This is a genomic window from Streptococcus sp. F2, assembly GCF_056500955.1.
In genome coordinates this window covers 1-20,417 of the sequence record NZ_JBWKAI010000032.1, presented here as the reverse complement: position 1 = coordinate 20,417, position 20,417 = coordinate 1, and the positions used below count along the sequence as shown (strand labels likewise).

Below are 20,417 nucleotides of genomic sequence, written 5' to 3'. Positions count from 1 at the left end.
CAATTATCAATAGCAATAATAAAATCAATCATCGTAGTCACCTCATCTATAGTGTACTACTTTGATTGATTTTGTCATTATGAATCTAGTTTTCTGAAAACAAAAGTTTCTTCATGCGTTTGGCGTGAGAAAAATAGGGTAAAACATGAAAAAATATTCAAAAAAGTGAGTAAAAATAAGGTGAAAAGTTTGGCTTAGGTTTTGTCATCTCTCTAAAATATGGTAAAATGAGGGCAGAAAGAGGATGTTGCCATGAAAAAAATTCTGATGATGTTTGTGCTTTGCTTCAGTTTTTTAGGGATGCGAGTAACAGCAGCTGATGTAGACTATAGCATCACCAACTATGAAGGGCTGTTAGCCTTATCAAAGGAAAATACGGCTCGGTTTGAGCAGAAAGTTACCTATCAATTTGATACTTCTTATAACGGCCAGTATATTTCGCTGGGCCGGGCAGGTAATTTGCCAGATGGCTTTGCTATTGACCAAAATCCTAAAGTTGAGGTATATCACAATGGTCAACAAGTACCCGTTAACCAAGAGTTTAGTGACCTTGGAGATGGCTACCGTTTAAAACTTTATAATGCTGGTCAAGCTGGAGATAAGGTTGACGTCAAGGTTATCTGGCAACTGCATCACCTCTTAACAGCTTATCAGGATGTGGCAGAACTAAATTGGACACCGATTAGCGACTGGGACAAAACATTAGAAAAGGTGAGTGTGACCGTCACGACCCCAGCTGATATTCAGGATTCTGGTCTCTGGGCTCACAGAGGATATTACCAAAAGGATCCTCAAGTGTTTAAAAAAGGTAATGGTGGATACCAGATTAATGCCCAAAATGTTTCGGGGCGATTGGAATTACATGCTTATTGGGATAGAAAAGCATTGTTGGGAGCAAAACCAGTTGATGTTGTAACGAGTAAAAAGAATAAAATTATAGCGTTGGAAACTAAGATTTCTAGACGAAGGGCTTTGTTACAGCTGCTATTTAGCAAGGTCATTCCTCTGGTGGAGATAGGTTTTCTTCTTTGGCAGTTAATACAGTTTACAAGATTAAAGAAACAGTTCAATCGTTATCATTTGGCCAACCATACAGATCACAGTTACGAAGTCCCTGAAGATCTTTCCCCCCTTGTTCTAACGCAGCATTTGTACAAGCAGAGTTTTACAGATTTATCACCTACAACACCAGAAGCTCAGAGGTTCTGGGGACCTAAAGGGGTGACCTTTGAAGCGCTTGTTCAAGCTACCTTGTTGGATCTAATTGATCGAAAAGTATTACTCTTATCAAAAGAAGAAGGGAAAGCCTATCTTGAAATCAGTCAGTTAGATCGGGTAACAGATGAGGAAGCTTCCTTCTTAGAAATGGCCTTTGGAAATAATGTGACATTACCAGTGGATCAATTGTTTAGCCAATACCATTATGATGCTGATACCATTAAACAGTTAAAGAAAACATACAAGGGTAAAAAGCTAGAGCAAGAAGTTCGTCAATCGTCTGAGCAGGTGATTAAGGCGATGAAAAAAGCGTCGGCTGCTATTACAAGCAGTGTCCTAGAGACCATCAAGAAGTTAGGCTTATCAGATAGTTATCGTCAAATGACCTCATCAGAGAAACGAAAAAGTTATAGTGTGCAGGGGTTAGGCTGCTTGTTAGTTGTTCTGAATAGTAGTTTATTGATCTATCTGATTATGAAAGGAAGTGGGTTGGCCCTTATTTACCTTGCTTTACTTGGGTTGACCACGTGTCTCAGCTTTTACATTAACCTGCAATTAAGTCCATACCGTAAACTGGGCATTGAAACGCCCGAGGGAGCTGTTCGCTTGCACCAATGGCAGAGCTTTAAAAACATGATGCGAGACATTAATAAATTTGATGATGTGCCCATTGATGGTCTTGTGGTTTGGAATCGTATCTTGGTCTATGCGACCTTATTTGGTTATGCTAAGCAAATTGAACGCTATTTGAAGGTTCATCGCATTGCCTTACCTGAAGTTTACCAAGCCGTTCGACCAGGTGAGTTGTCAACGATAATGTATGCCACAACACCAGCCTTTGTGTCTAGTCTGTCTTCAGCTACTACTTCTTCAAATTTTTCGGTTTCTTCAGGAAGTGGTGTAAGCGGAGGCGGTGGCTTCTCTGGCGGAGGCGGCGGAGGCGGAGGAGGTGCCTTCTAAAAAAGTCGCTTGGCCTCAGTCTCAGTTTAGAAAATCACGATAAGAGTTGTTAATAAGGAGAAAACATGTTAATAATCGAATTGCTAAAAGCCATTTTCTTTGGCATCATTGAGGGGATTACCGAATGGCTCCCTGTTTCTAGCACAGGGCATCTCATTTTAGTTCAGGAATTTATCCGACTAAATCAGGATAAGGCTTTTATAGAAATGTTTAATATCGTTATTCAATTAGGGGCGATTATCGCTGTTATGTTGATTTATTTTGAACGTCTCAATCCCTTTCAACCTGGGAAAACGGCAAGAGAAGTACAGCTTACCTGGCAATTGTGGTTAAAAGTGGTGATTGCTTGTATTCCTTCTATTTTAATAGCGGTTCCTCTTGATAATTGGTTTGAAGCACATTTTTATTTTATGGTTCCGATTGCCATAGCTTTAATCGTCTACGGGATTGCCTTTATCTGGATTGAAAAACGAAATGCTCAACAAGAACCTGCCGTCACTGACTTAGCTAGAATGTCTTACAAAACAGCTTTCTTCATTGGGTGTTTTCAAGTGTTGAGCATTGTACCTGGTACTAGTCGATCAGGGGCTACAATCTTAGGAGCTATTATTTTAGGAACTAGTCGTACAGTAGCCGCTGACTTTACTTTCTTTTTAGCGATTCCGACGATGTTTGGCTACAGTGGGTTAAAAGCTGTTAAATTTTTCCTTGATGGCCATCACCTTGATTTTGCACAAGTCCTTATTCTTTTAGTGGCTAGCTTGACCGCTTTTGTGGTTAGTTTATTGGCGATTAGGTTCTTGACAGATTATGTTAAGAAACACGATTTCACCATTTTTGGGAAATACCGTATTGTGTTGGGAAGTCTTTTGTTGATTTATAGTTTTTTTAAATTTGTTTTTTAACAGTAAGATTCTTTTTAAATGTGACAACAGACCTACTAGGTTTGTTGTTTTTTACTACTCTTTGAGGAGGGAAGCTAGTCATAAATTGCGAAAACATTGCATTTCTAGTATAATGAAATGACTACGCGTGCGAGGTATTGATAATGGAAATGAAACAAATTAGCGAGACAACGCTAAAAATAACAATTAGTATGGATGATTTAGAAGAAAGAGGGATGGAATTAAAAGATTTCCTCATTCCTCAAGAAAAAACGGAAGAGTTCTTTTACTCTGTTATGGATGAGTTGGATCTACCAGACAATTTCAAAGATAGTGGCATGCTTAGCTTTCGTGTGACCCCTAGAAAAGACCGTTTGGATGTCTTTGTAACCAAGTCTGAACTCAATAAGGACCTTAATCTGGAAGATTTAGCTGACTTGGGAGATATCTCTCAAATGACTCCTGAAGACTTTTTCAAGAGCTTAGAACAATCTATGCGAGAAAAAGGGGATGTTAATGCCCATGAGAAACTGGAAAAAATTGAAGAAATGATGGAAGATGTTGTCGAAGCCACTCTAGCTAGTCAAACGGAAGAGACCGCTGAGGAAGTGGGTCAAGAACCAGAGCCGTTAGATTACGTGCATTATGTTTTGGATTTTGCAACACTTTCAGAAGCCGTCGCTTTTTCTCAGACAATTGATTTTCCTGTTGAAGCTTCAGAATTGTACAAAGGTGACAGCCGTTATCATATGACGATTTTATTAGATGTTCAGCAGCAACCATCTTATTTTGCCAATGTGATGTATGCAAGACTGATTGAGCATGCTAGTCCTGGAACAAAAACAAGAGCTTACTTACAAGAGCATGGGGTACAATTGATTCTGGATGGGGCTGTTGAGCAATTACGAAAGATTGAGTTGGGATAAGGTATCATGTTTTCTTTTACAATAGATTATGTCCTCGTGCTAATTGGTGCTTTACTGATTTCCTTAGTGTTAACTCCTATTGTTCGCTTCCTAGCTTTTCGGGTAGGCGCTGTGGACAACCCTAATGCTAGAAGAGTTAATAAGGTGCCCATGCCTACAAGTGGGGGACTTGCCATTTTTACTTCTTTCATGGTTGCCAGTCTCATATTTATGCCATTGGCTTCCAAAGGCGTCTTATTTGGAGGTCAGAGCTATTTTGCTTATATTCTGCCTGTTGTGATAGGAGCTCTGGTGATTACTCTGACAGGTTTTTTAGATGACTTGTATGAGTTAAGTCCTAAACTAAAAATGTTGGGAATTGTTGCAGGAGCTATTATTATCTGGGCTTTTACTGACTTTAAATTTGACAGCTTTAAAATCCCGTTTGGAGGCCCGCTCCTAGCATTTGGACCTTTCTTGACTTTCTTTTTGACAGTCTTGTGGATTATTTCAATTACCAATGCGATTAATCTGATTGATGGTTTGGATGGTTTGGTTAGCGGGGTCTCCATTATTAGCTTGGTGACGATGGCTATTGTGTCCTATTTCTTTTTACCTCAGACTGACTTCTTTTTAACCCTTACTATTTTGGTATTAATTGCTTCTATTTCAGGGTTCTTTCCCTATAATTACCATCCAGCGATTATTTATTTAGGCGATACAGGAGCTCTTTTTATCGGTTTTATGATAGGGGTCTTGTCTCTTCAGGGATTAAAAAATTCAACGGCAGTTGCTGTTGTGACACCTGTAATTATCCTTGGTGTACCAATTATGGATACTATTGTCGCCATTATTCGTCGTAGTTTATCTGGGAAAAAATTCTATGAACCTGATAAGATGCACCTTCACCATCGCCTGCTGTCTATGGGCTTTACTCATCGTGGAGCGGTTTTGGTTGTCTACGGCATCGCCATGCTTTTTTCATTGATTTCCCTGCTATTAAATGTATCTAGCCGTATTGGGGGAATCTTATTGCTTTTGGGACTCTTATTTGGTTTAGAAGTCTTTATTGAAGGCTTAGAAATCTGGGGTGAAAAGCGAACTCCACTTTTTAATGTCTTAAAATTTATTGGGAATAGTGACTATCGTCAAGCCACCCTTCTCAAGTGCAAGGAAAAAAATGATTTGAAACGCTAAAAAGCCTCGTAGGGCTTTTTTTTGTTATAATAGACGTAATGGTTATTAAAGCGAGAGGTCATTATTCTATGCTGGAGATAGCCCTAAATGACAGAAAAATAAGAGGTATATCATGTCAGTTCTTGAAATTAACAATTTACATGTTTCGATAGAAGATAAAGAGATTTTAAAAGGGGTTAATTTAACCCTTAAGACAGGTGAGATTGCTGCCATTATGGGACCTAATGGAACAGGGAAATCCACCCTTTCAGCCGCCATTATGGGAAATCCTAACTACGAAGTGACCGAAGGGGAAATCTTGTTAGACGGTGTCAATATTCTGGAGTTGGAAGTGGATGAGCGTGCTAGAATGGGACTTTTTCTCGCTATGCAATACCCATCAGAAATTCCAGGAATTACCAATGCTGAGTTTATGCGTGCAGCGATGAATGCTGGTAAAGCTGATGAAGATAAGATTTCCGTGCGAGATTTCATCACCAAACTTGATGATAAAATGGCTTTGTTAGGCATGAAAGAAGAGATGGCAGAGCGTTACCTCAATGAAGGTTTTTCTGGTGGGGAGAAAAAACGCAATGAGATTCTCCAACTGTTGATGTTGGAACCTAAATTTGCACTACTAGATGAAATTGATTCTGGTCTTGATATTGATGCCTTAAAAGTAGTCTCTAAAGGGGTTAATGAGATGCGTGGGAAAGACTTTGGAGCTATGATTATTACCCACTATCAACGTTTGTTGAATTACATTACCCCAGACCTAGTTCATGTGATGATGGACGGTCGTATTGTCTTATCTGGTGATGCTGCTTTGGCGACCCGTCTTGAAAAAGAAGGTTATGCGGGTATCGCGCAAGAATTAGGTATCGAGTACAAAGAAGAAAATTAAGGATTTCTCAGGACAACTTGATCTAGCTTTCTACTAAAGAGCTAGATGATGTCCTATACCCAGCTAATCCAGCTAATGTAAAAACCAGAGACAAAGGATTAAGAGATGACAAAAGAAAAACTAGTGGCTTTTTCGCAAGCCCACGCTGAACCTGCATGGTTGCAAGAACGGCGTTTAGAGGCACTGAAAGCCATGACAAATTTGGAATTACCAGCCATTGAAAGGGTTAAATTTCATCGTTGGAATCTAGGTGATGGAACCCTAACAGAAAATGACGAATTAGCCAATATACCAGATTTTATGGCTATTGGAGATAACCCGACTCTTGTTCAGGTAGGAACGCAAACTGTTTTGGAGCAGTTGCCAATGGAGTTGATCAATCAAGGGGTTGTATTTACCGATTTTTACACAGCGCTTGAAGAAATTCCAGAGGTGATTGCCGCTCATTTTGGACAAGCAGTCGCCTTTAATGAGGATAAATTAGCAGCTTACCACACCGCGTATTTTAATAGTGCAGCAATCCTCTATGTTCCAGATCACTTAGAAATCACAGCACCTATTGAAGCCATTTTCTTACAAGATAGTGACAGTGATGTTCCTTTTAATAAGCACGTTCTTGTGATTGCTGGGAAAGAGAGTAAGTTTACTTATTTAGAACGTTTTGAGTCAATAGGGAACGGAAGTCAAAAAGCCAGCGCTAATATTAGCGTGGAAGTTATCGCCCAGGCGGGTAGTCAAATCAAATTTTCAGCTATCGATCGCTTAGGGCCATCAGTGACTACTTACATTAGCCGCCGTGGACGTTTAGATAAGGATGCCAGCATTGATTGGGCCTTGTCTATCATGAATGAAGGCAATGTGGTAGCGGATTTTGACAGTGATTTAGTTGGTCAAGGTTCACAAGCAGACTTGAAAGTAGTTGCTGTCTCCAGTGGTCGACAAGTGCAAGGTATTGACACGCGTGTGACCAACTACGGCCAGCATACTATCGGTCATATTTTACAACATGGTGTAATTTTAGAACGTGGTACATTAACGTTTAACGGAATCGGTCATATCTTAAAAGGTGCTAAAGGAGCAGATGCTCAACAAGAAAGTCGGGTCTTGATGTTGTCAGATCAGGCACGATCAGATGCTAATCCAATCTTGTTAATCGATGAAAATGAAGTGACAGCAGGCCATGCAGCGTCTATCGGTCAGGTTGATCCAGAAGATATGTATTACCTAATGAGTCGTGGTCTGGATCAGGATACTGCGGAACGTTTAGTTATTCGAGGCTTCTTAGGAGCAGTCATTGCTGAAATTCCTATTCCGTCTGTCCGCCAAGAAATTATCAAGGGTTTAGATGGGAAATTACGTAACCGTTAAGCCCATTGTGAAAAAAGAAAGAGGTTAGAATTGCTAGATGCAAATCACATCAAACAAGACTTTAACATTCTAGACCAACTGGTTAACGACGAGCCTCTTATTTATTTGGATAATGCTGCCACCACACAGAAACCGACCGTTGTTCTAGAGGCTTTGCGTTCCTATTATGAAACAGATAATGCCAATGTTCACCGCGGGGTTCACACCTTAGCGGAACGTGCAACAAGTCAGTATGAGGCCAGTCGGCAACTTGTTGCAGATTTTATTAAGGCTAAGTCAAGCAAAGAAGTAATCTTCACTAGAGGCACAACAACCAGTCTCAACTGGGTGGCTCGCTTTGCTGAACAGGTTTTAACGGCAGGAGATGAGGTTTTGGTTTCAGTCATGGAACACCATGCCAATATTATTCCTTGGCAGCAAGTTTGTCAAAAAACAGGTGCTAAACTGGTTTATGCTTATTTAAAACACGGGCAGCTTGATATGACCGACTTGGCGCAGAAGTTAACCCCTAAAACAAAATTTGTTAGCCTAGCACATGTCTCAAATGTCCTAGGATGTGTTAATCCGATTAAGGAAATTGCAGAACTGGTCCATGCTAATGGTGCCTACTTGGTTGTGGATGGTGCTCAGTCAATCCCTCATATGCCAATTGACGTCCAAGAGCTGGATTGTGATTTCTTTGCTTTTTCAGCTCACAAAATGTACGGACCAACTGGCTTAGGTATTCTTTACGGCAAAGAAGAGCTTTTACATCAGATGGAGCCAATTGAATTTGGCGGCGAAATGATTGATTTTGTTTATGAGCAAAGTGCTACATGGAAAGGGTTGCCTTGGAAATTTGAAGCTGGCACTCCTCACATTGCAGGTGCAATTGGTCTAGCTGCAGCTGTCTCTTACTTACAAGACATTGGGATGACAGAAGTTCAGGCACATGAGGCAGACCTTGTCGCTTATATTTTACCTAAATTGCGCGCTATCGAAGGGCTCACGTTATATGGACCAGAACAACCTGAGAATAGGGCAGGCGTAATTGCTTTTAATTTAGATGGCTTACACCCGCATGATTTAGCAACAGCCTTGGATTATGAAGGTGTCGCGGTACGAGCTGGTCATCATTGTGCACAACCTTTACTGTCTTACCTAAATGTTTCAGCTACCGTGAGAGCTAGTTTCTCGCTTTATAATACCAGAGAAGATTGTGATCGCTTGGTTGATGCAATTCTAAAAGCAAAGGAGTTTTTCAATGGCACTCTCTAAATTGAACCATCTTTATATGGCTGTCGTAGCGGACCATTCTAAACACCCGCATCACTATGGCCAATTAGAAGGTGTGGAGGCTGTTCAACTGAATAATCCTACTTGTGGGGATGTGATTTCTTTAACGGTTACCTTTAACGGTGATAAGATTGAAGATATTGCTTTTGCAGGGAATGGGTGTACCATTTCAACGGCATCGTCAAGCATGATGACCGATGCTGTCATTGGTAAAAGTAAGTCTGAAGCTCTAGCTCTAGCTGATATCTTTTCAGAAATGGTTCAGGGGAAAGAAAATCCCTCTCAAAAAGAGTTAGGAGAAGCAGAATTATTGGCAGGAGTTGCGAAATTTCCACAGCGAATCAAATGTTCAACCCTAGCTTGGAATGCGCTCAAAGAAGCTATTCAGCGTAGTGATGCCGAAAAAATCACTGATAAAAATATAAAGGAAGAGAAAGATGTCTGATATAAATGAAAAAGTAGAACCGCAGCCAATTGATCTAGGGGACTACCAATTTGGATTTCACGATGATGTTGAGCCTATTTATTCCACAGGAAAAGGTTTGAGTGAAGCAGTTGTCCGTGAGCTATCAGCTGCTAAAAACGAACCCGAATGGATGTTGGAATTTCGCTTAAAATCACTAGAAACCTTTAATAAAATGCCAATGCAAACATGGGGAGCAGATTTGTCAGATATTAATTTTGATGACATTATTTACTACCAAAAAGCATCTGATAAACCAGCTCGCTCATGGGATGATGTTCCTGATAAAATCAAAGAAACGTTCGAACGTATTGGTATTCCAGAAGCAGAACGTGCCTATCTTGCAGGAGCATCTGCCCAATACGAATCTGAAGTGGTTTATCACAACATGAAGGATGAATTTGAGAAGTTGGGGATTATCTTCACAGATACGGATTCTGCCCTTAAAGAATACCCGGATTTGTTTAAACAATACTTTGCCAAACTGGTTCCACCAACAGATAACAAATTAGCCGCCCTCAACTCAGCCGTTTGGTCGGGAGGGACCTTTATTTACGTTCCTAAAGGGGTTAAAGTTGATATTCCTTTACAAACCTACTTCCGTATTAACAATGAAAACACAGGCCAGTTTGAACGAACCTTAATCATTGTTGATGAAGGGGCAAGTGTTCACTATGTCGAAGGCTGTACGGCGCCAACCTATTCTAGTAATAGTTTGCATGCGGCCATTGTGGAGATTTTTGCTCTTGATGGCGCTTATATGCGTTACACCACGATTCAAAACTGGTCAGACAATGTTTATAATCTTGTGACCAAACGCGCGCGTGCTCTGGCAGATGCCACGGTTGAATGGATTGATGGTAACCTAGGTGCCAAAACTACCATGAAATACCCATCTGTCTACCTTGATGGACCTGGAGCTCGTGGGACTATGCTATCAATTGCCTTTGCTAATGCCGGTCAGCATCAAGATACTGGGGCTAAGATGATTCATAACGCTCCGCATACATCTTCATCAATTGTGTCAAAATCAATTGCTAAAGGTGGAGGCAAAGTGGATTATCGTGGCCAGGTGACCTTTAATAAACAGTCCAAAAAATCAGTCTCTCATATTGAGTGTGACACGATTTTGATGGATGATATTTCCAAATCAGATACCATCCCATTCAATGAAATTCATAATTCACAAGTGGCCTTAGAGCACGAAGCTAAAGTGTCTAAGATTTCTGAAGAGCAACTGTATTATCTGATGAGTCGTGGCTTATCAGAAAGTGAAGCAACAGAGATGATCGTGATGGGATTCGTAGAACCCTTTACCAAAGAATTACCAATGGAATACGCAGTTGAGTTAAACCGTCTCATTTCTTATGAAATGGAAGGTTCAGTTGGTTAAATTTATTTTTCCCTATCCATTAGAGTTCCAAAACGTTTTGGATAGGTTTTCTTTCAATCGAAGTACTAACCCAGAGCGGTTAGTTTTTTAGTTAGTATTAAGAGAAGTATTCGACAAATTATGGCAAAAAAGCCTTTGTTTATTGGGGAAACAAAGGCTTTTGATATTAATTTTTATTGACGCCCCATTGTATAGGCGATCATAGCGAGTAAGAGGATAACAACCATAAAGATTCCTAAGCAAATGAGGAAGAAAGTGTGGTTGTGATTGATAAACTGTTCGACCTTTTCTAGAGTCGAATAGTTTTTAGCTGGTTTAGTCCGATGTTGTTTGGATAGATTCTCTTTCTTTTTTTGGGGTACTAATTTTTCCAATTTCTTTCGAGCGGCTTTAGTCAGAGATTTGCTGTCGCTAAAGGCTTTTTCAGTTAAAGCATTCACAAAAGGATGTCGATAAAATTCTCCATTTTGATCCGACCAGTCCCCTACACCCATAACAATGGTAACGAGCCGAGTATTACCTCGCTTAGCTGTTACCATAGCATTGAAAGCAGCACTAGGACTAGACCCTGTTTTTAAACCATCAACGCCTTCCATGCCGAATTGATTATTAGGGAGTGAATGGTTATAGGTGTGAAATTCTTCTTCGTAAGGCGTTCCTACCATCGTATGCACTACAGATTGATTGGTAAAGTCGATGATTTGTGGGTATTTCTTTAAAAAGGCATATAGTAATTTTGCTAAATCACGTGCAGTTGTGATATTAGCAGCTGACAAGTCATATTTAGTTGGATTATAGTAACCCTGAAAAGCTTGAGCTGCAGCCCCACTCGCGTTTGAAAAATGCGTATTGGTCATGCCCAGTTTTTTAGCAGTAGCATTGATACGGTCAATAAAAGCAGAAGCATCGTTATTTGATAGGTAGTTGGCGATCATCACAGTTGCAGCATTCGAAGAAGGAACTGCAGTCATGGTAATGAGGTCGCGGATAGGATAGGCTACTCCAGCAACGATATTGTTATTGCTAATTTCATAAATTTTAGCGATGGCTTGATCAGCTTCAGTAGCTGTTACCGTTGTGTCCATGGTAATTTTCCCTTTAGCAAGTTCTTCGAACAAGACATAGAGAGTAAACATCTTAGACATGCTGGCAGGATCTCTAGGAATATCAATGTTATCTTGCCAAAGAATATCAGAAGTATTTGCATCGACAACAATAGAAGCTTTGGGACGATTGACCTCACTAATGGTATAACCTGCTTGCCTTGTAATATCCATGATATCTTCCGCGTGACTAACAGGCATTATTAAAGAACACATCACGGTAAATATAACTAATGCAACTCTTTTAATCAATTTTCGGCTCCTTTAAACATAATATCATCTTATTATATCATTTCACTAATACAATGTGAAGTTTTTTTGAAAAGTAACTTATAAAAAAGACTGAAGAAAACATGAAGCTTCAGTCGTAGTAACAATGATATCGAAAAGTTATAGGGAATTATTAACATAACGGACAAAATGATTCCACCAAACTCTTAAAAAGAAGCTTCGAGGAGTGTCCTTTTGAGCAACAAGATTGACAGAGGGTGCTTCACCCAGATAGCCTTGTCCGATAAGGTGTTGGTCTTGAAGAGTAGCTTTTGCTAAGACTTGTCCTTTTTTAATAGGAGCGCTGATGATTGAAGGATCTTTAGTGATATGGAGTGCCTTTTTGATTTTGCTATTAGCGGGTTTAATGAGTGATAAGTTTTTTTCTGCTACCAAAGGAACACTTTTATTAGGGCTATCTAAGATAGGAAAAGCTTTGACTTGACCACTTTTGGATTTATTAAGAACCTGAACTTTTTGGAAGTTGGTTAAAAGGTATTGGAGTAATTGGTTAGTCGCGCTAAAAACAGCAAACTCATCTTCTTGAGCTTGATCAGCGTTTAAGACAACAGTAATAACCCGCATGCGATTTTCCACGCTAGTTGCTACAAAAGAAGCACCACCTTTTTCGGAATAACCAACAAAGAGTCCATCAACCCCATCGCGATAGTAAGGCATGTCTTTGAGCATATAGTTGTAGCTATAAATGGTTTGCCCTGCGAAATTAGCAGATGGCTTGCTGGTTATTTTTAAGACTTCTGGGAATTCTGTAAGGAGGTGTCTAGCGATAATGGCTAAATCTCTAGCACTAAAGAGGTTTTCATCCTCATCTTCTGTTTTAGGGTACTTATTTTCCCCTAAAAAGTGATTGGGTAGACCTGTTGCATTGACTAGTTTAGCATCAGAAATTCCCCACTCTTTCAATTGTTGTGACATCTTGTCGACAAATTTTGGTTCAGTACCTCCAATTTTTTCGGCTAAGGCTATAGCAGGACTATTGGCATTCGTCACGATTAAAGCTTTTAGGAGTTCTTTGACAGTATATTTTCGTGCATCGAGAGGAACATTGCTAATACTGTAATTTGTGGTCAATTCATATGGGTAATTAGAAATCGTTACGGAACTTCCCCACTCTAATTTACCATTGGCAATCTCTTTATAAACCAAATAAGTCGTTAACAGCTTGGTGATTGATGCCACAGGAACAGCTTTATCAGCCTCTTTTTCATATAAAATTTTGCCGCTATCAACTTCTACAGCAATAGCCTGTTTAGTAGCTACTGAAAAATCATCGCTGTTGACAGGAGTAGCTCCAAAAGCTAGGGTAATGAGCAGCACAACAAACAATCGTTTTATCATAGTAATCTATCCTTATTAAGTGTCATTTTTTTAATTATATCATATCTTTCTTCCAAGTCAGAGGAGACCATTGGAAGAAAAACGAAATAATAAAACGCTATCATGAGAGAGAAGTAGCCACATTAAAATAATCAACAATCCAATCTTAAAAAGGATTTAACAGAATTTCGTTGCTTAGAGTGAATAAAATAGAGAAAATTCTACGAAATATTCAGATAATTTTTCATCACATTATTTTCTTTAAGAAATTTTTATGATATAATGTTTTCAATTAACCAATTTCATTTATCAATTCTCACAAATGAAAAATAAAGTTTAGGGGTGACTTTTATGAAGAAAAGTAGATGGTTAGCAACTCTAGGTGTTGCGGTATTATCAGTATCCGTTTTAGCAGCTTGTGGTGGCAAAAATGCCTCAGGCGGTTCAGATGCAACTAAAGCTTACAAGTATGTGTTTGTTAACGATCCAAAATCGTTGGATTACATTTTAACAAATGGTGGCGGAACAACTGATGTGGCAACGCAAATGGTTGATGGTCTTTTGGAAAATGACGAGTATGGTAACTTGGTACCATCACTTGCTAAAGATTGGAAAGTTTCAAAAGATGGGCTAACCTATACTTACACGCTTCGTGATGGTGTTTCTTGGTACACGGCTGATGGTGAAGAATACGCACCTGTAACAGCAGAAGATTTTGTGACTGGCCTTAAACACGCGATTGATGGCAAGTCTGAAGCTTTATATGTTGTCGAAGATTCCATCAAAAATTTGAAAGCTTACCAAAATGGAGAGGTCGATTTCAAAGAGGTCGGTGTTAAAGCCCTTGACGATAAAACCGTTCAATATACTTTGAACAAACCGGAAAGTTACTGGAACTCAAAAACAACTTATAGCGTTCTCTTCCCAGTCAATGCAAAATTCTTGAAATCACAAGGTAAAGAGTTTGGAACAACAGACCCATCATCAATCCTTGTTAATGGTGCTTATTTCTTGAGTGCCTTCACCTCAAAATCATCTATGGAATTCCATAAAAATGAAAACTATTGGGATGCTAAGAATGTTGGGATAGAATCTGTTAAATTGACTTACTCAGATGGTTCAGACCCAGGTTCTTTCTATAAGAACTTTGACAAGGGTGAGTACAGCGTTGCACGACTTTACCCAAATGATCCTACTTACAAATCAGCTAAGAAAAACTATGCTGATAACATTACTTATGGAATGTTGACTGGTGATATCCGTCATTTAACATGGAACTTGAACCGTACTTCCTTCAAAAACACTAAGAAAGACCCAGCACAACAAGATGCTGGTAAGAAAGCTCTTAACAACAAGGACTTCCGTCAAGCTATCCAGTTTGCTTTCGACCGTGCATCATTCCAAGCACAAACTGCAGGTCAGGATGCCAAAACAAAAGCCTTACGTAACATGCTTGTGCCACCAACTTTTGTGACAATCGGAGAAAATGACTTTGGTTCAGAAGTTGAAAAAGACCTTGCTACCATGGGTGATGAATGGAAAGATGTTAATTTAAAAGATGCTCAAGATGGATTTTATAATCCTGAAAAAGCAAAAGCTGAGTTTGCAAAAGCCAAAGAAGCTTTGACAGCTGAAGGGGTAACCTTCCCAGTTCAATTAGATTATCCTGTTGACCAAGCCAACGCAGCAACTGTTCAAGAGGCTCAATCCTTTAAACAATCTGTTGAAGCATCACTTGGTAAAGAAAATGTTGTTGTCAATGTTCTGGAAACAGAAACCTCAACTCACGAAGCTCAAGGCTTCTATGCTGAGACCCCAGAACAACAAGACTACGACATTATTTCATCATGGTGGGGTCCAGACTACCAGGACCCACGTACCTACCTTGACATCATGAGTCCAGTGGATGGTGGATCTGTTATCCAAAAACTGGGAGTTAAAGCAGGTGAAAGCAAAGATGTTGTGGCAGCTACAGGCCTTGATACCTACCAAACTTTACTTGACGAAGCAGCAGCGATTACAGACGATAACGATGCTCGTTACAAAGCTTATGCAAAAGCACAAGCCTACCTTACTGATAGTGCTGTAGATATTCCGGTTGTGGCCTTGGGTGGTACTCCTCGTGTTTCTAAAGCTATTCCATTTAGCGGCGGCTTCTCTTGGGCAGGTGCTAAAGGACCTCTAGCATATAAAGGAATGAAACTTCAAGACAAACCTGTTACGGCAAAACAATACGAAAAAGCAAAAGAAAAATGGTTGAAAGCAAAGGCTAAATCAAACGCAGACTATGCTGAGAAATTAGCTGATCACGTTGAAAAATAAAACGATGTTCAAACAGAACTTTCTCGTTTAATTGAGAAAGTTCTTTTGAACTGTTGAGGATAACTATGAAAAAATACATTTTAAACCGTATCTTACGATCGTTAGTATCGGTTGTTCTGGTAACGGCTTTAACATACACCATCGTATACACCCTCGTCCCTGTCGGTCTTATCTTTAAACAAGACCCTAACTACAATAAGATGACGACGACACCAGATAAAAAGGCTGCTTATGAAAGCTTAACCTTTCAACGTATGGGGTATATTAATTACTTTTCAAGTAAAGAGTTAAAAGATAATGCTTCTAAAGTAGATAGTAGTGTAACGACTGAAGCGACTAGTGCTAACAAGGTTATTTATGAGAAATATATTCATTCCCTCGGTAATGGCTGGCAGCTAAAACGTTTCCCGGTTAGCAAAAAATTCTATGCTACTCGTAAGATTCCTATTTACGAACGTGTTTGGAACTTCTTTTCAAACTTAGTTGTTATTGACCATCCTTGGAAGATTCAAGACGAGGATAACCCTAATCTAGCTAGATATGTTCGCCTTGAAAATGATAAATCTATTGGCTGGTCACTTGTTGGATCGGGGACACAACACAAATACCTTGTTTATGCCAATGGCAAGTTCCCTTACCTTCACCAAAACCTTGTTACCCTAAACTTAGGAACATCTTATCCAACATACAGCAATATTCCTGTTCTTCAGGTTATTTCACAAGGACAAGGACGAACAGCTCTTCAAGATGTTACTTTCCCATCAGGAGTGACTAAAAAATCATCAGTGGATATTTACAGTCGTACTTATAAAAATCCAAAATCAATGGATGATATTACCAAAGCAAACTATGGTAAGGGCGATTCATATACTAAGACCATTAATAACTATGTTGACCCATCAATGATTCACAATTCCTTTGTTATTGGGTTCTTTGGTGTCCTAATTGCTTATATTATTGGACTACCTCTCGGTCTATTTATGGCACGCTTTAAAAATACCTATTTTGATCGTTTTTCAACAGCAACCATGACCTTCATGCTTGCCTTACCAAGTATTGCTGTTATCTATGTTGTTCGCTTCCTAGGAAGTATGGTTGGCTTGCCAGATAGTTTTCCTATGCTAGGAGCGTCTAGCCCTAAATCTTACGTATTACCAGCTCTTATTTTGGGAATTTTAAGTATCCCAAGTACAGTTATCTGGTTCCGTCGCTATCTGGTTGACCTTCAGGCTAGTGATTGGGTACGGTTTGCCCGCTCAAAAGGGTTATCAGAATCTGAAATTTATAGAGACCACCTTTTCAAAAATGCTATGGTTCCGATTGTCTCAGGTATTCCGGCAAGTATTATACTTGCGATTGGTGGAGCGACATTAACAGAGACGGTTTTTGCCTTCCCAGGTATGGGGAAGATGTTGATTGATTCTATCAAATCAGCTAACAACTCAATGATTGTTGGGTTAACCTTTATTTTCACTGTCTTGTCAATTGTATCTCTACTGTTAGGAGATATTGCTATGACAATTGTCGATCCACGTATTAAATTGTCAACTAAAAAAGGAGGTAAGTAATGGAAACGATTGATAAATCAAAATTTCGATTTGTTGAGCGCGATAGCAGAGCCTCCGAAGTGATTGATACCCCTGCTTATTCTTATTGGAAATCCGTATTCCGTCAATTTTTCTCTAAAAAGTCTACTATCTTCATGCTAATGATTTTAGTGACCATCTTATTGATGAGTTTTATTTACCCAATGTTTGCGAATTATGACTTTGGTGATGTGAGTAATATCAACGATTTCTCGAAACGTTATATTTGGCCCAACGCCGAATACTGGTTTGGAACAGATAAAAACGGACAATCTTTGTTTGATGGTGTCTGGTATGGAGCGCGTAACTCTATCCTAATTTCTGTTATAGCAACATTGATTAATGTGACTATTGGAGTTATTTTAGGAGCTATTTGGGGAGTTTCTAAAGCATTTGATAAAGTTATGATTGAGATTTATAATGTCATCTCAAACATTCCTTCAATGTTAATTATCATTGTTTTGACCTATTCATTAGGTGCTGGTTTTTGGAATTTGATTTTAGCTTTCTGTATCACTGGATGGATCGGTGTAGCTTACTCTATCCGTGTGCAAATCTTACGTTACCGTGATTTGGAGTACAACCTTGCTAGCCAAACCCTAGGAACACCAATGTACAAAATTGCCATTAAGAACCTCTTGCCTCAATTGGTTTCAGTTATCATGACCATGTTGTCACAAATGTTACCAGTGTACGTGTCTTCTGAGGCTTTCTTATCCTTCTTTGGGATTGGTTTACCAACCACGACTCCAAGCTTAGGGCGTTTGATTGCTAATTATTCTAGCAACTTAACAACAAATGCTTACCTCTTCTGGATTCCCTTAGTAACGTTGATTTTAGTATCATTACCATTGTATATTGTCGGACAAAACCTGGCAGATGCCAGCGACCCACGTTCACATAGATAGGAGTTAAAATGACAAAAGAAAATAATGTAATCTTAACTGCCAAAGATGTGGTGGTGGAATTCGACGTGCGCGACCGTGTTTTAACGGCTATTCGGAACGTTTCTTTAGAGCTTATTGAAGGAGAGGTTCTTGCTTTTGTAGGAGAATCAGGTTCAGGTAAATCTGTTTTAACCAAGACCTTTACAGGGATGTTGGAGTCTAATGGACGTATTGCCAACGGCTCGATTGTCTACCGTGGTCAAGAATTAACAGAACTAAAAACGAATAAGGAGTGGGCTAAGATTCGTGGTTCAAAAATTGCTACTATTTTCCAAGATCCAATGACCAGTCTTAGTCCTATCAAAACCATTGGTAGCCAGATTACAGAGGTCATTATCAAGCATCAAAGAGTTAGCCATTCTAAAGCCAAAGAATTGGCGCTTGATTATATGAATAAAGTTGGTATTCCAAATGCGACAAAGCGTTTTGATGACTATCCATTTGAATATTCAGGTGGTATGCGCCAACGTATTGTTATTGCCATTGCGTTAGCTTGCCGCCCAGATATCCTGATTTGTGATGAACCCACAACAGCTCTCGACGTTACAATACAAGCCCAAATTATTGAATTGTTGAAATCACTTCAAAAAGAGTACCATTTTACGATTATTTTTATCACTCATGATTTAGGTGTTGTGGCAAGTATTGCTGACAAGGTTGCTGTCATGTATGCTGGTGAAATTGTCGAGTTTGGAACTGTTGAAGAAATTTTCTATGATCCACGTCATCCTTACACATGGAGTCTATTGTCAAGCTTACCGCAATTAGCCAATGAGTCAGGAGAACTTTACTCAATTCCAGGGACACCACCGTCACTTTATTCGCCAATCGTTGGAGATGCATTTGCACTTCGCTCAGAATATGCTATGGTTTTGGATTTCGAAGAGACACCACCTGCTATTAGTGTATCTGATACTCATTGGGCAAAAACATGGCTTTTGCACCCAGAGGCGCCAAAAGTTCAGAAACCGGCAGTTATTCAAGATTTACATCAAAAAATCTTGAAAAAAATGTCACGACAGGAGGAAGGAAATGTCTGAGAAATTAGTCGAAGTTAAAGACCTAGAAATTTCCTTCGGAGAGGGAAAGAAAAAATTTGTTGCGGTTAAAAATGCCAATTTCTTTATCAAAAAAGGTGAAACTTTCTCTTTAGTTGGAGAATCTGGCAGTGGTAAAACAACAATTGGTCGTGCTATTATTGGTTTGAATGATACCAGTTCTGGCGACATCCTTTATGATGGAAAAGTTATCAATCGAAGAAAGTCAAAATCAGAATCAAATGAGCTCATTCGTAAGATTCAAATGATTTTCCAAGACCCTGCAGCTAGTCTGAATGAACGTGCAACTGTTGACTATATCATTTCAGAAGGTCTTTATAATTTTAATCTGTTCAAAACAGAAGAAGAGCGTAAAGAAAAAATTAAGAACATGATGGCCGAGGTTGGTTTGTTATCAGAACATTTGACTCGCTATCCTCACGAATTTTCAGGAGGGCAACGTCAACGGATTGGTATCGCTAGAGCTCTAGTGATGAATCCCGAGTTTGTTATTGCTGACGAACCTATCTCCGCTCTAGACGTTTCTGTTCGAGCACAGGTCTTGAATCTTCTTAAAAGAATGCAAGCCGAAAAAGGACTGACATATCTTTTCATCGCCCACGACCTATCAGTTGTTCGCTTCATTTCAGATCGTATTGCGGTTATCCATAAAGGTGTTATTGTGGAGGTTGCTGAAACAGAAGAGCTGTTCAATAATCCTATCCACCCGTATACAAAATCTCTTTTATCAGCTGTTCCGATTCCAGATCCAATATTGGAACGTCAAAAAGAGCTTATTGTCTATAATCCAGAGCAACATGACTATACAGAAGATAAACCAACGATGGTTGAAATTAAGCCAAATCACTTTGTCTGGGCTAATCAAGCAGAAGTTGAAAAGTATAAAGCAGAACAATAAAAAGAGGAATTTCCTCTTTTTTTCTTTTTATTCAAGCTCATCGGGAAAAACTTTGATAAAACCTCAAAAAGCTGTTGACATCAGGAGGATAAATATCGTATACTAATAAAGCTGTCGGCTGAGCAGACGTTGGCGACTGAAGTATTCGAAAAAAAGAGTAAAAAAGTTGTTGACAAAGTTAGTAAAAGTTGATAGAATAAAATAGTTGTCTCGAAAGAGGACAAGACCTTTGAGAACTGAATAAGACGAACCAAATGTGAGGGTGATATGGAGACATATTACCCGTCAAAAACGAGAAATAAATCTGTCAGCGACAGAAAGAACGAGTAAGTTCAAACAGATCTTAATG

Annotated in this window: 16 protein-coding genes; 14 read left to right on the top strand and 2 right to left on the bottom strand. The window is 39.3% G+C overall.

The features are described 5' to 3' along the window. The first annotated feature begins 252 nt into the window (after positions 1-252). From ACYTR8_RS08965 to sufB, 9 genes are all read left to right on the top strand, one after another. The gene (locus ACYTR8_RS08965) at positions 253-2,178 is read left to right on the top strand and encodes a DUF2207 family protein (protein WP_479642033.1); all 1,926 of its coding nucleotides are present in this window, start codon (positions 253-255) and stop codon (positions 2,176-2,178) included. A 65-nt stretch (positions 2,179-2,243) separates the two neighbouring features. Then, positions 2,244-3,083 carry an undecaprenyl-diphosphate phosphatase gene (locus tag ACYTR8_RS08960; RefSeq protein ID WP_030127654.1) on the top strand — a complete coding sequence of 280 codons (840 nt, stop codon included), beginning with the start codon at positions 2,244-2,246 and terminating at the stop codon, positions 3,081-3,083. A 143-nt stretch (positions 3,084-3,226) separates the two neighbouring features. Next, a complete protein-coding gene (gene mecA, locus ACYTR8_RS08955; protein ID WP_138124792.1) occupies positions 3,227-3,988 on the top strand; it encodes an adaptor protein MecA in 762 nt (253 codons plus the stop codon). Between the two features lie 6 nt (positions 3,989-3,994). Next, positions 3,995-5,164 carry a glycosyltransferase family 4 protein gene (locus ACYTR8_RS08950; protein WP_479642032.1) on the top strand — a complete coding sequence of 390 codons (1,170 nt, stop codon included), beginning with the start codon at positions 3,995-3,997 and terminating at the stop codon, positions 5,162-5,164. A gap of 112 nt (positions 5,165-5,276) precedes the next feature. Beyond that, complete coding sequence (gene sufC, locus ACYTR8_RS08945; RefSeq protein ID WP_269760381.1) at positions 5,277-6,047, top strand: Fe-S cluster assembly ATPase SufC; 771 nt, start codon at positions 5,277-5,279, stop codon at positions 6,045-6,047. A gap of 105 nt (positions 6,048-6,152) precedes the next feature. Further along, positions 6,153-7,415, top strand: coding sequence for a Fe-S cluster assembly protein SufD (sufD, locus tag ACYTR8_RS08940; RefSeq protein ID WP_479642031.1), 1,263 nt, complete (start codon positions 6,153-6,155; stop codon positions 7,413-7,415). 30 nt (positions 7,416-7,445) lie between these two features. Next, on the top strand, positions 7,446-8,672 hold the full coding sequence (locus ACYTR8_RS08935; RefSeq protein ID WP_479642030.1) for a cysteine desulfurase: 1,227 nt from the start codon (positions 7,446-7,448) through the stop codon (positions 8,670-8,672). Further along, a complete protein-coding gene (sufU, locus tag ACYTR8_RS08930; RefSeq protein ID WP_111715171.1) occupies positions 8,659-9,135 on the top strand; it encodes a Fe-S cluster assembly sulfur transfer protein SufU in 477 nt (158 codons plus the stop codon). Before ACYTR8_RS08935 ends, sufU begins: the two co-directional genes overlap by 14 nt. Continuing rightward, on the top strand, positions 9,128-10,546 hold the full coding sequence (gene sufB, locus ACYTR8_RS08925) for a Fe-S cluster assembly protein SufB (protein WP_003054855.1): 1,419 nt from the start codon (positions 9,128-9,130) through the stop codon (positions 10,544-10,546). The genes sufU and sufB overlap by 8 nt, the downstream gene beginning before the upstream one ends. A 173-nt stretch (positions 10,547-10,719) precedes the next feature. Here the strand turns inward: sufB and ACYTR8_RS08920 are convergent, their stop codons facing one another. Together ACYTR8_RS08920 and pbp3 are read right to left on the bottom strand one after the other, a co-directional pair. Continuing rightward, positions 10,720-11,901, bottom strand: a complete 1,182-nt coding sequence (locus ACYTR8_RS08920) for a D-alanyl-D-alanine carboxypeptidase family protein (RefSeq protein WP_479642029.1) — start codon at positions 11,899-11,901, stop codon at positions 10,720-10,722. A gap of 138 nt (positions 11,902-12,039) precedes the next feature. Continuing rightward, positions 12,040-13,278, bottom strand: coding sequence for a D-alanyl-D-alanine carboxypeptidase PBP3 (gene pbp3, locus ACYTR8_RS08915; RefSeq protein ID WP_479642028.1), 1,239 nt, complete (start codon positions 13,276-13,278; stop codon positions 12,040-12,042). A gap of 330 nt (positions 13,279-13,608) precedes the next feature. Here pbp3 and ACYTR8_RS08910 point away from each other — a divergent pair, with 330 nt between their 5' ends. The 5 genes from ACYTR8_RS08910 (at position 13,609) to ACYTR8_RS08890 (ending at position 20,068) form a co-directional block, all read left to right on the top strand. Further along, entirely contained in the window at positions 13,609-15,579 is a 1,971-nt protein-coding gene (locus tag ACYTR8_RS08910; RefSeq protein ID WP_479642027.1) for a peptide ABC transporter substrate-binding protein, read from the top strand. Between the two features lie 65 nt (positions 15,580-15,644). Beyond that, positions 15,645-17,147 carry an ABC transporter permease gene (locus tag ACYTR8_RS08905; protein ID WP_111715181.1) on the top strand — a complete coding sequence of 501 codons (1,503 nt, stop codon included), beginning with the start codon at positions 15,645-15,647 and terminating at the stop codon, positions 17,145-17,147. After that, a complete protein-coding gene (gene oppC / locus ACYTR8_RS08900; protein ID WP_003049687.1) occupies positions 17,147-18,073 on the top strand; it encodes an oligopeptide ABC transporter permease OppC in 927 nt (308 codons plus the stop codon). The genes ACYTR8_RS08905 and oppC overlap by 1 nt, the downstream gene beginning before the upstream one ends. 8 nt (positions 18,074-18,081) lie before the next feature. Further along, positions 18,082-19,152 carry an ABC transporter ATP-binding protein gene (locus tag ACYTR8_RS08895; protein WP_443597721.1) on the top strand — a complete coding sequence of 357 codons (1,071 nt, stop codon included), beginning with the start codon at positions 18,082-18,084 and terminating at the stop codon, positions 19,150-19,152. Continuing rightward, on the top strand, positions 19,145-20,068 hold the full coding sequence (locus ACYTR8_RS08890) for an ATP-binding cassette domain-containing protein (RefSeq protein ID WP_003057816.1): 924 nt from the start codon (positions 19,145-19,147) through the stop codon (positions 20,066-20,068). Before ACYTR8_RS08895 ends, ACYTR8_RS08890 begins: the two co-directional genes overlap by 8 nt. Positions 20,069-20,417: the final 349 nt, after the last annotated feature.

Excerpts from the sequence above, each read along its gene's own strand:
- oppC (WP_003049687.1), top strand. The coding sequence starts at position 17,147 with ATGGAAACGATTGATAAATCAAAATTTCGATTTGTTGAGCGCGATAGC.
- ACYTR8_RS08960 (WP_030127654.1), top strand. The coding sequence starts at position 2,244 with ATGTTAATAATCGAATTGCTAAAAGCCATTTTCTTTGGCATCATTGAG.
- pbp3 (WP_479642028.1), bottom strand. The coding sequence starts at position 13,278 with ATGATAAAACGATTGTTTGTTGTGCTGCTCATTACCCTAGCTTTTGGA.
- mecA (WP_138124792.1), top strand. The coding sequence starts at position 3,227 with ATGGAAATGAAACAAATTAGCGAGACAACGCTAAAAATAACAATTAGT.
- sufU (WP_111715171.1), top strand. The coding sequence starts at position 8,659 with ATGGCACTCTCTAAATTGAACCATCTTTATATGGCTGTCGTAGCGGAC.
- ACYTR8_RS08905 (WP_111715181.1), top strand. The coding sequence starts at position 15,645 with ATGAAAAAATACATTTTAAACCGTATCTTACGATCGTTAGTATCGGTT.
- ACYTR8_RS08910 (WP_479642027.1), top strand. The coding sequence starts at position 13,609 with ATGAAGAAAAGTAGATGGTTAGCAACTCTAGGTGTTGCGGTATTATCA.
- sufD (WP_479642031.1), top strand. The coding sequence starts at position 6,153 with ATGACAAAAGAAAAACTAGTGGCTTTTTCGCAAGCCCACGCTGAACCT.
- ACYTR8_RS08895 (WP_443597721.1), top strand. The coding sequence starts at position 18,082 with ATGACAAAAGAAAATAATGTAATCTTAACTGCCAAAGATGTGGTGGTG.
- sufC (WP_269760381.1), top strand. The coding sequence starts at position 5,277 with ATGTCAGTTCTTGAAATTAACAATTTACATGTTTCGATAGAAGATAAA.
- ACYTR8_RS08965 (WP_479642033.1), top strand. The coding sequence starts at position 253 with ATGAAAAAAATTCTGATGATGTTTGTGCTTTGCTTCAGTTTTTTAGGG.
- sufB (WP_003054855.1), top strand. The coding sequence starts at position 9,128 with ATGTCTGATATAAATGAAAAAGTAGAACCGCAGCCAATTGATCTAGGG.
- ACYTR8_RS08890 (WP_003057816.1), top strand. The coding sequence starts at position 19,145 with ATGTCTGAGAAATTAGTCGAAGTTAAAGACCTAGAAATTTCCTTCGGA.
- ACYTR8_RS08950 (WP_479642032.1), top strand. The coding sequence starts at position 3,995 with ATGTTTTCTTTTACAATAGATTATGTCCTCGTGCTAATTGGTGCTTTA.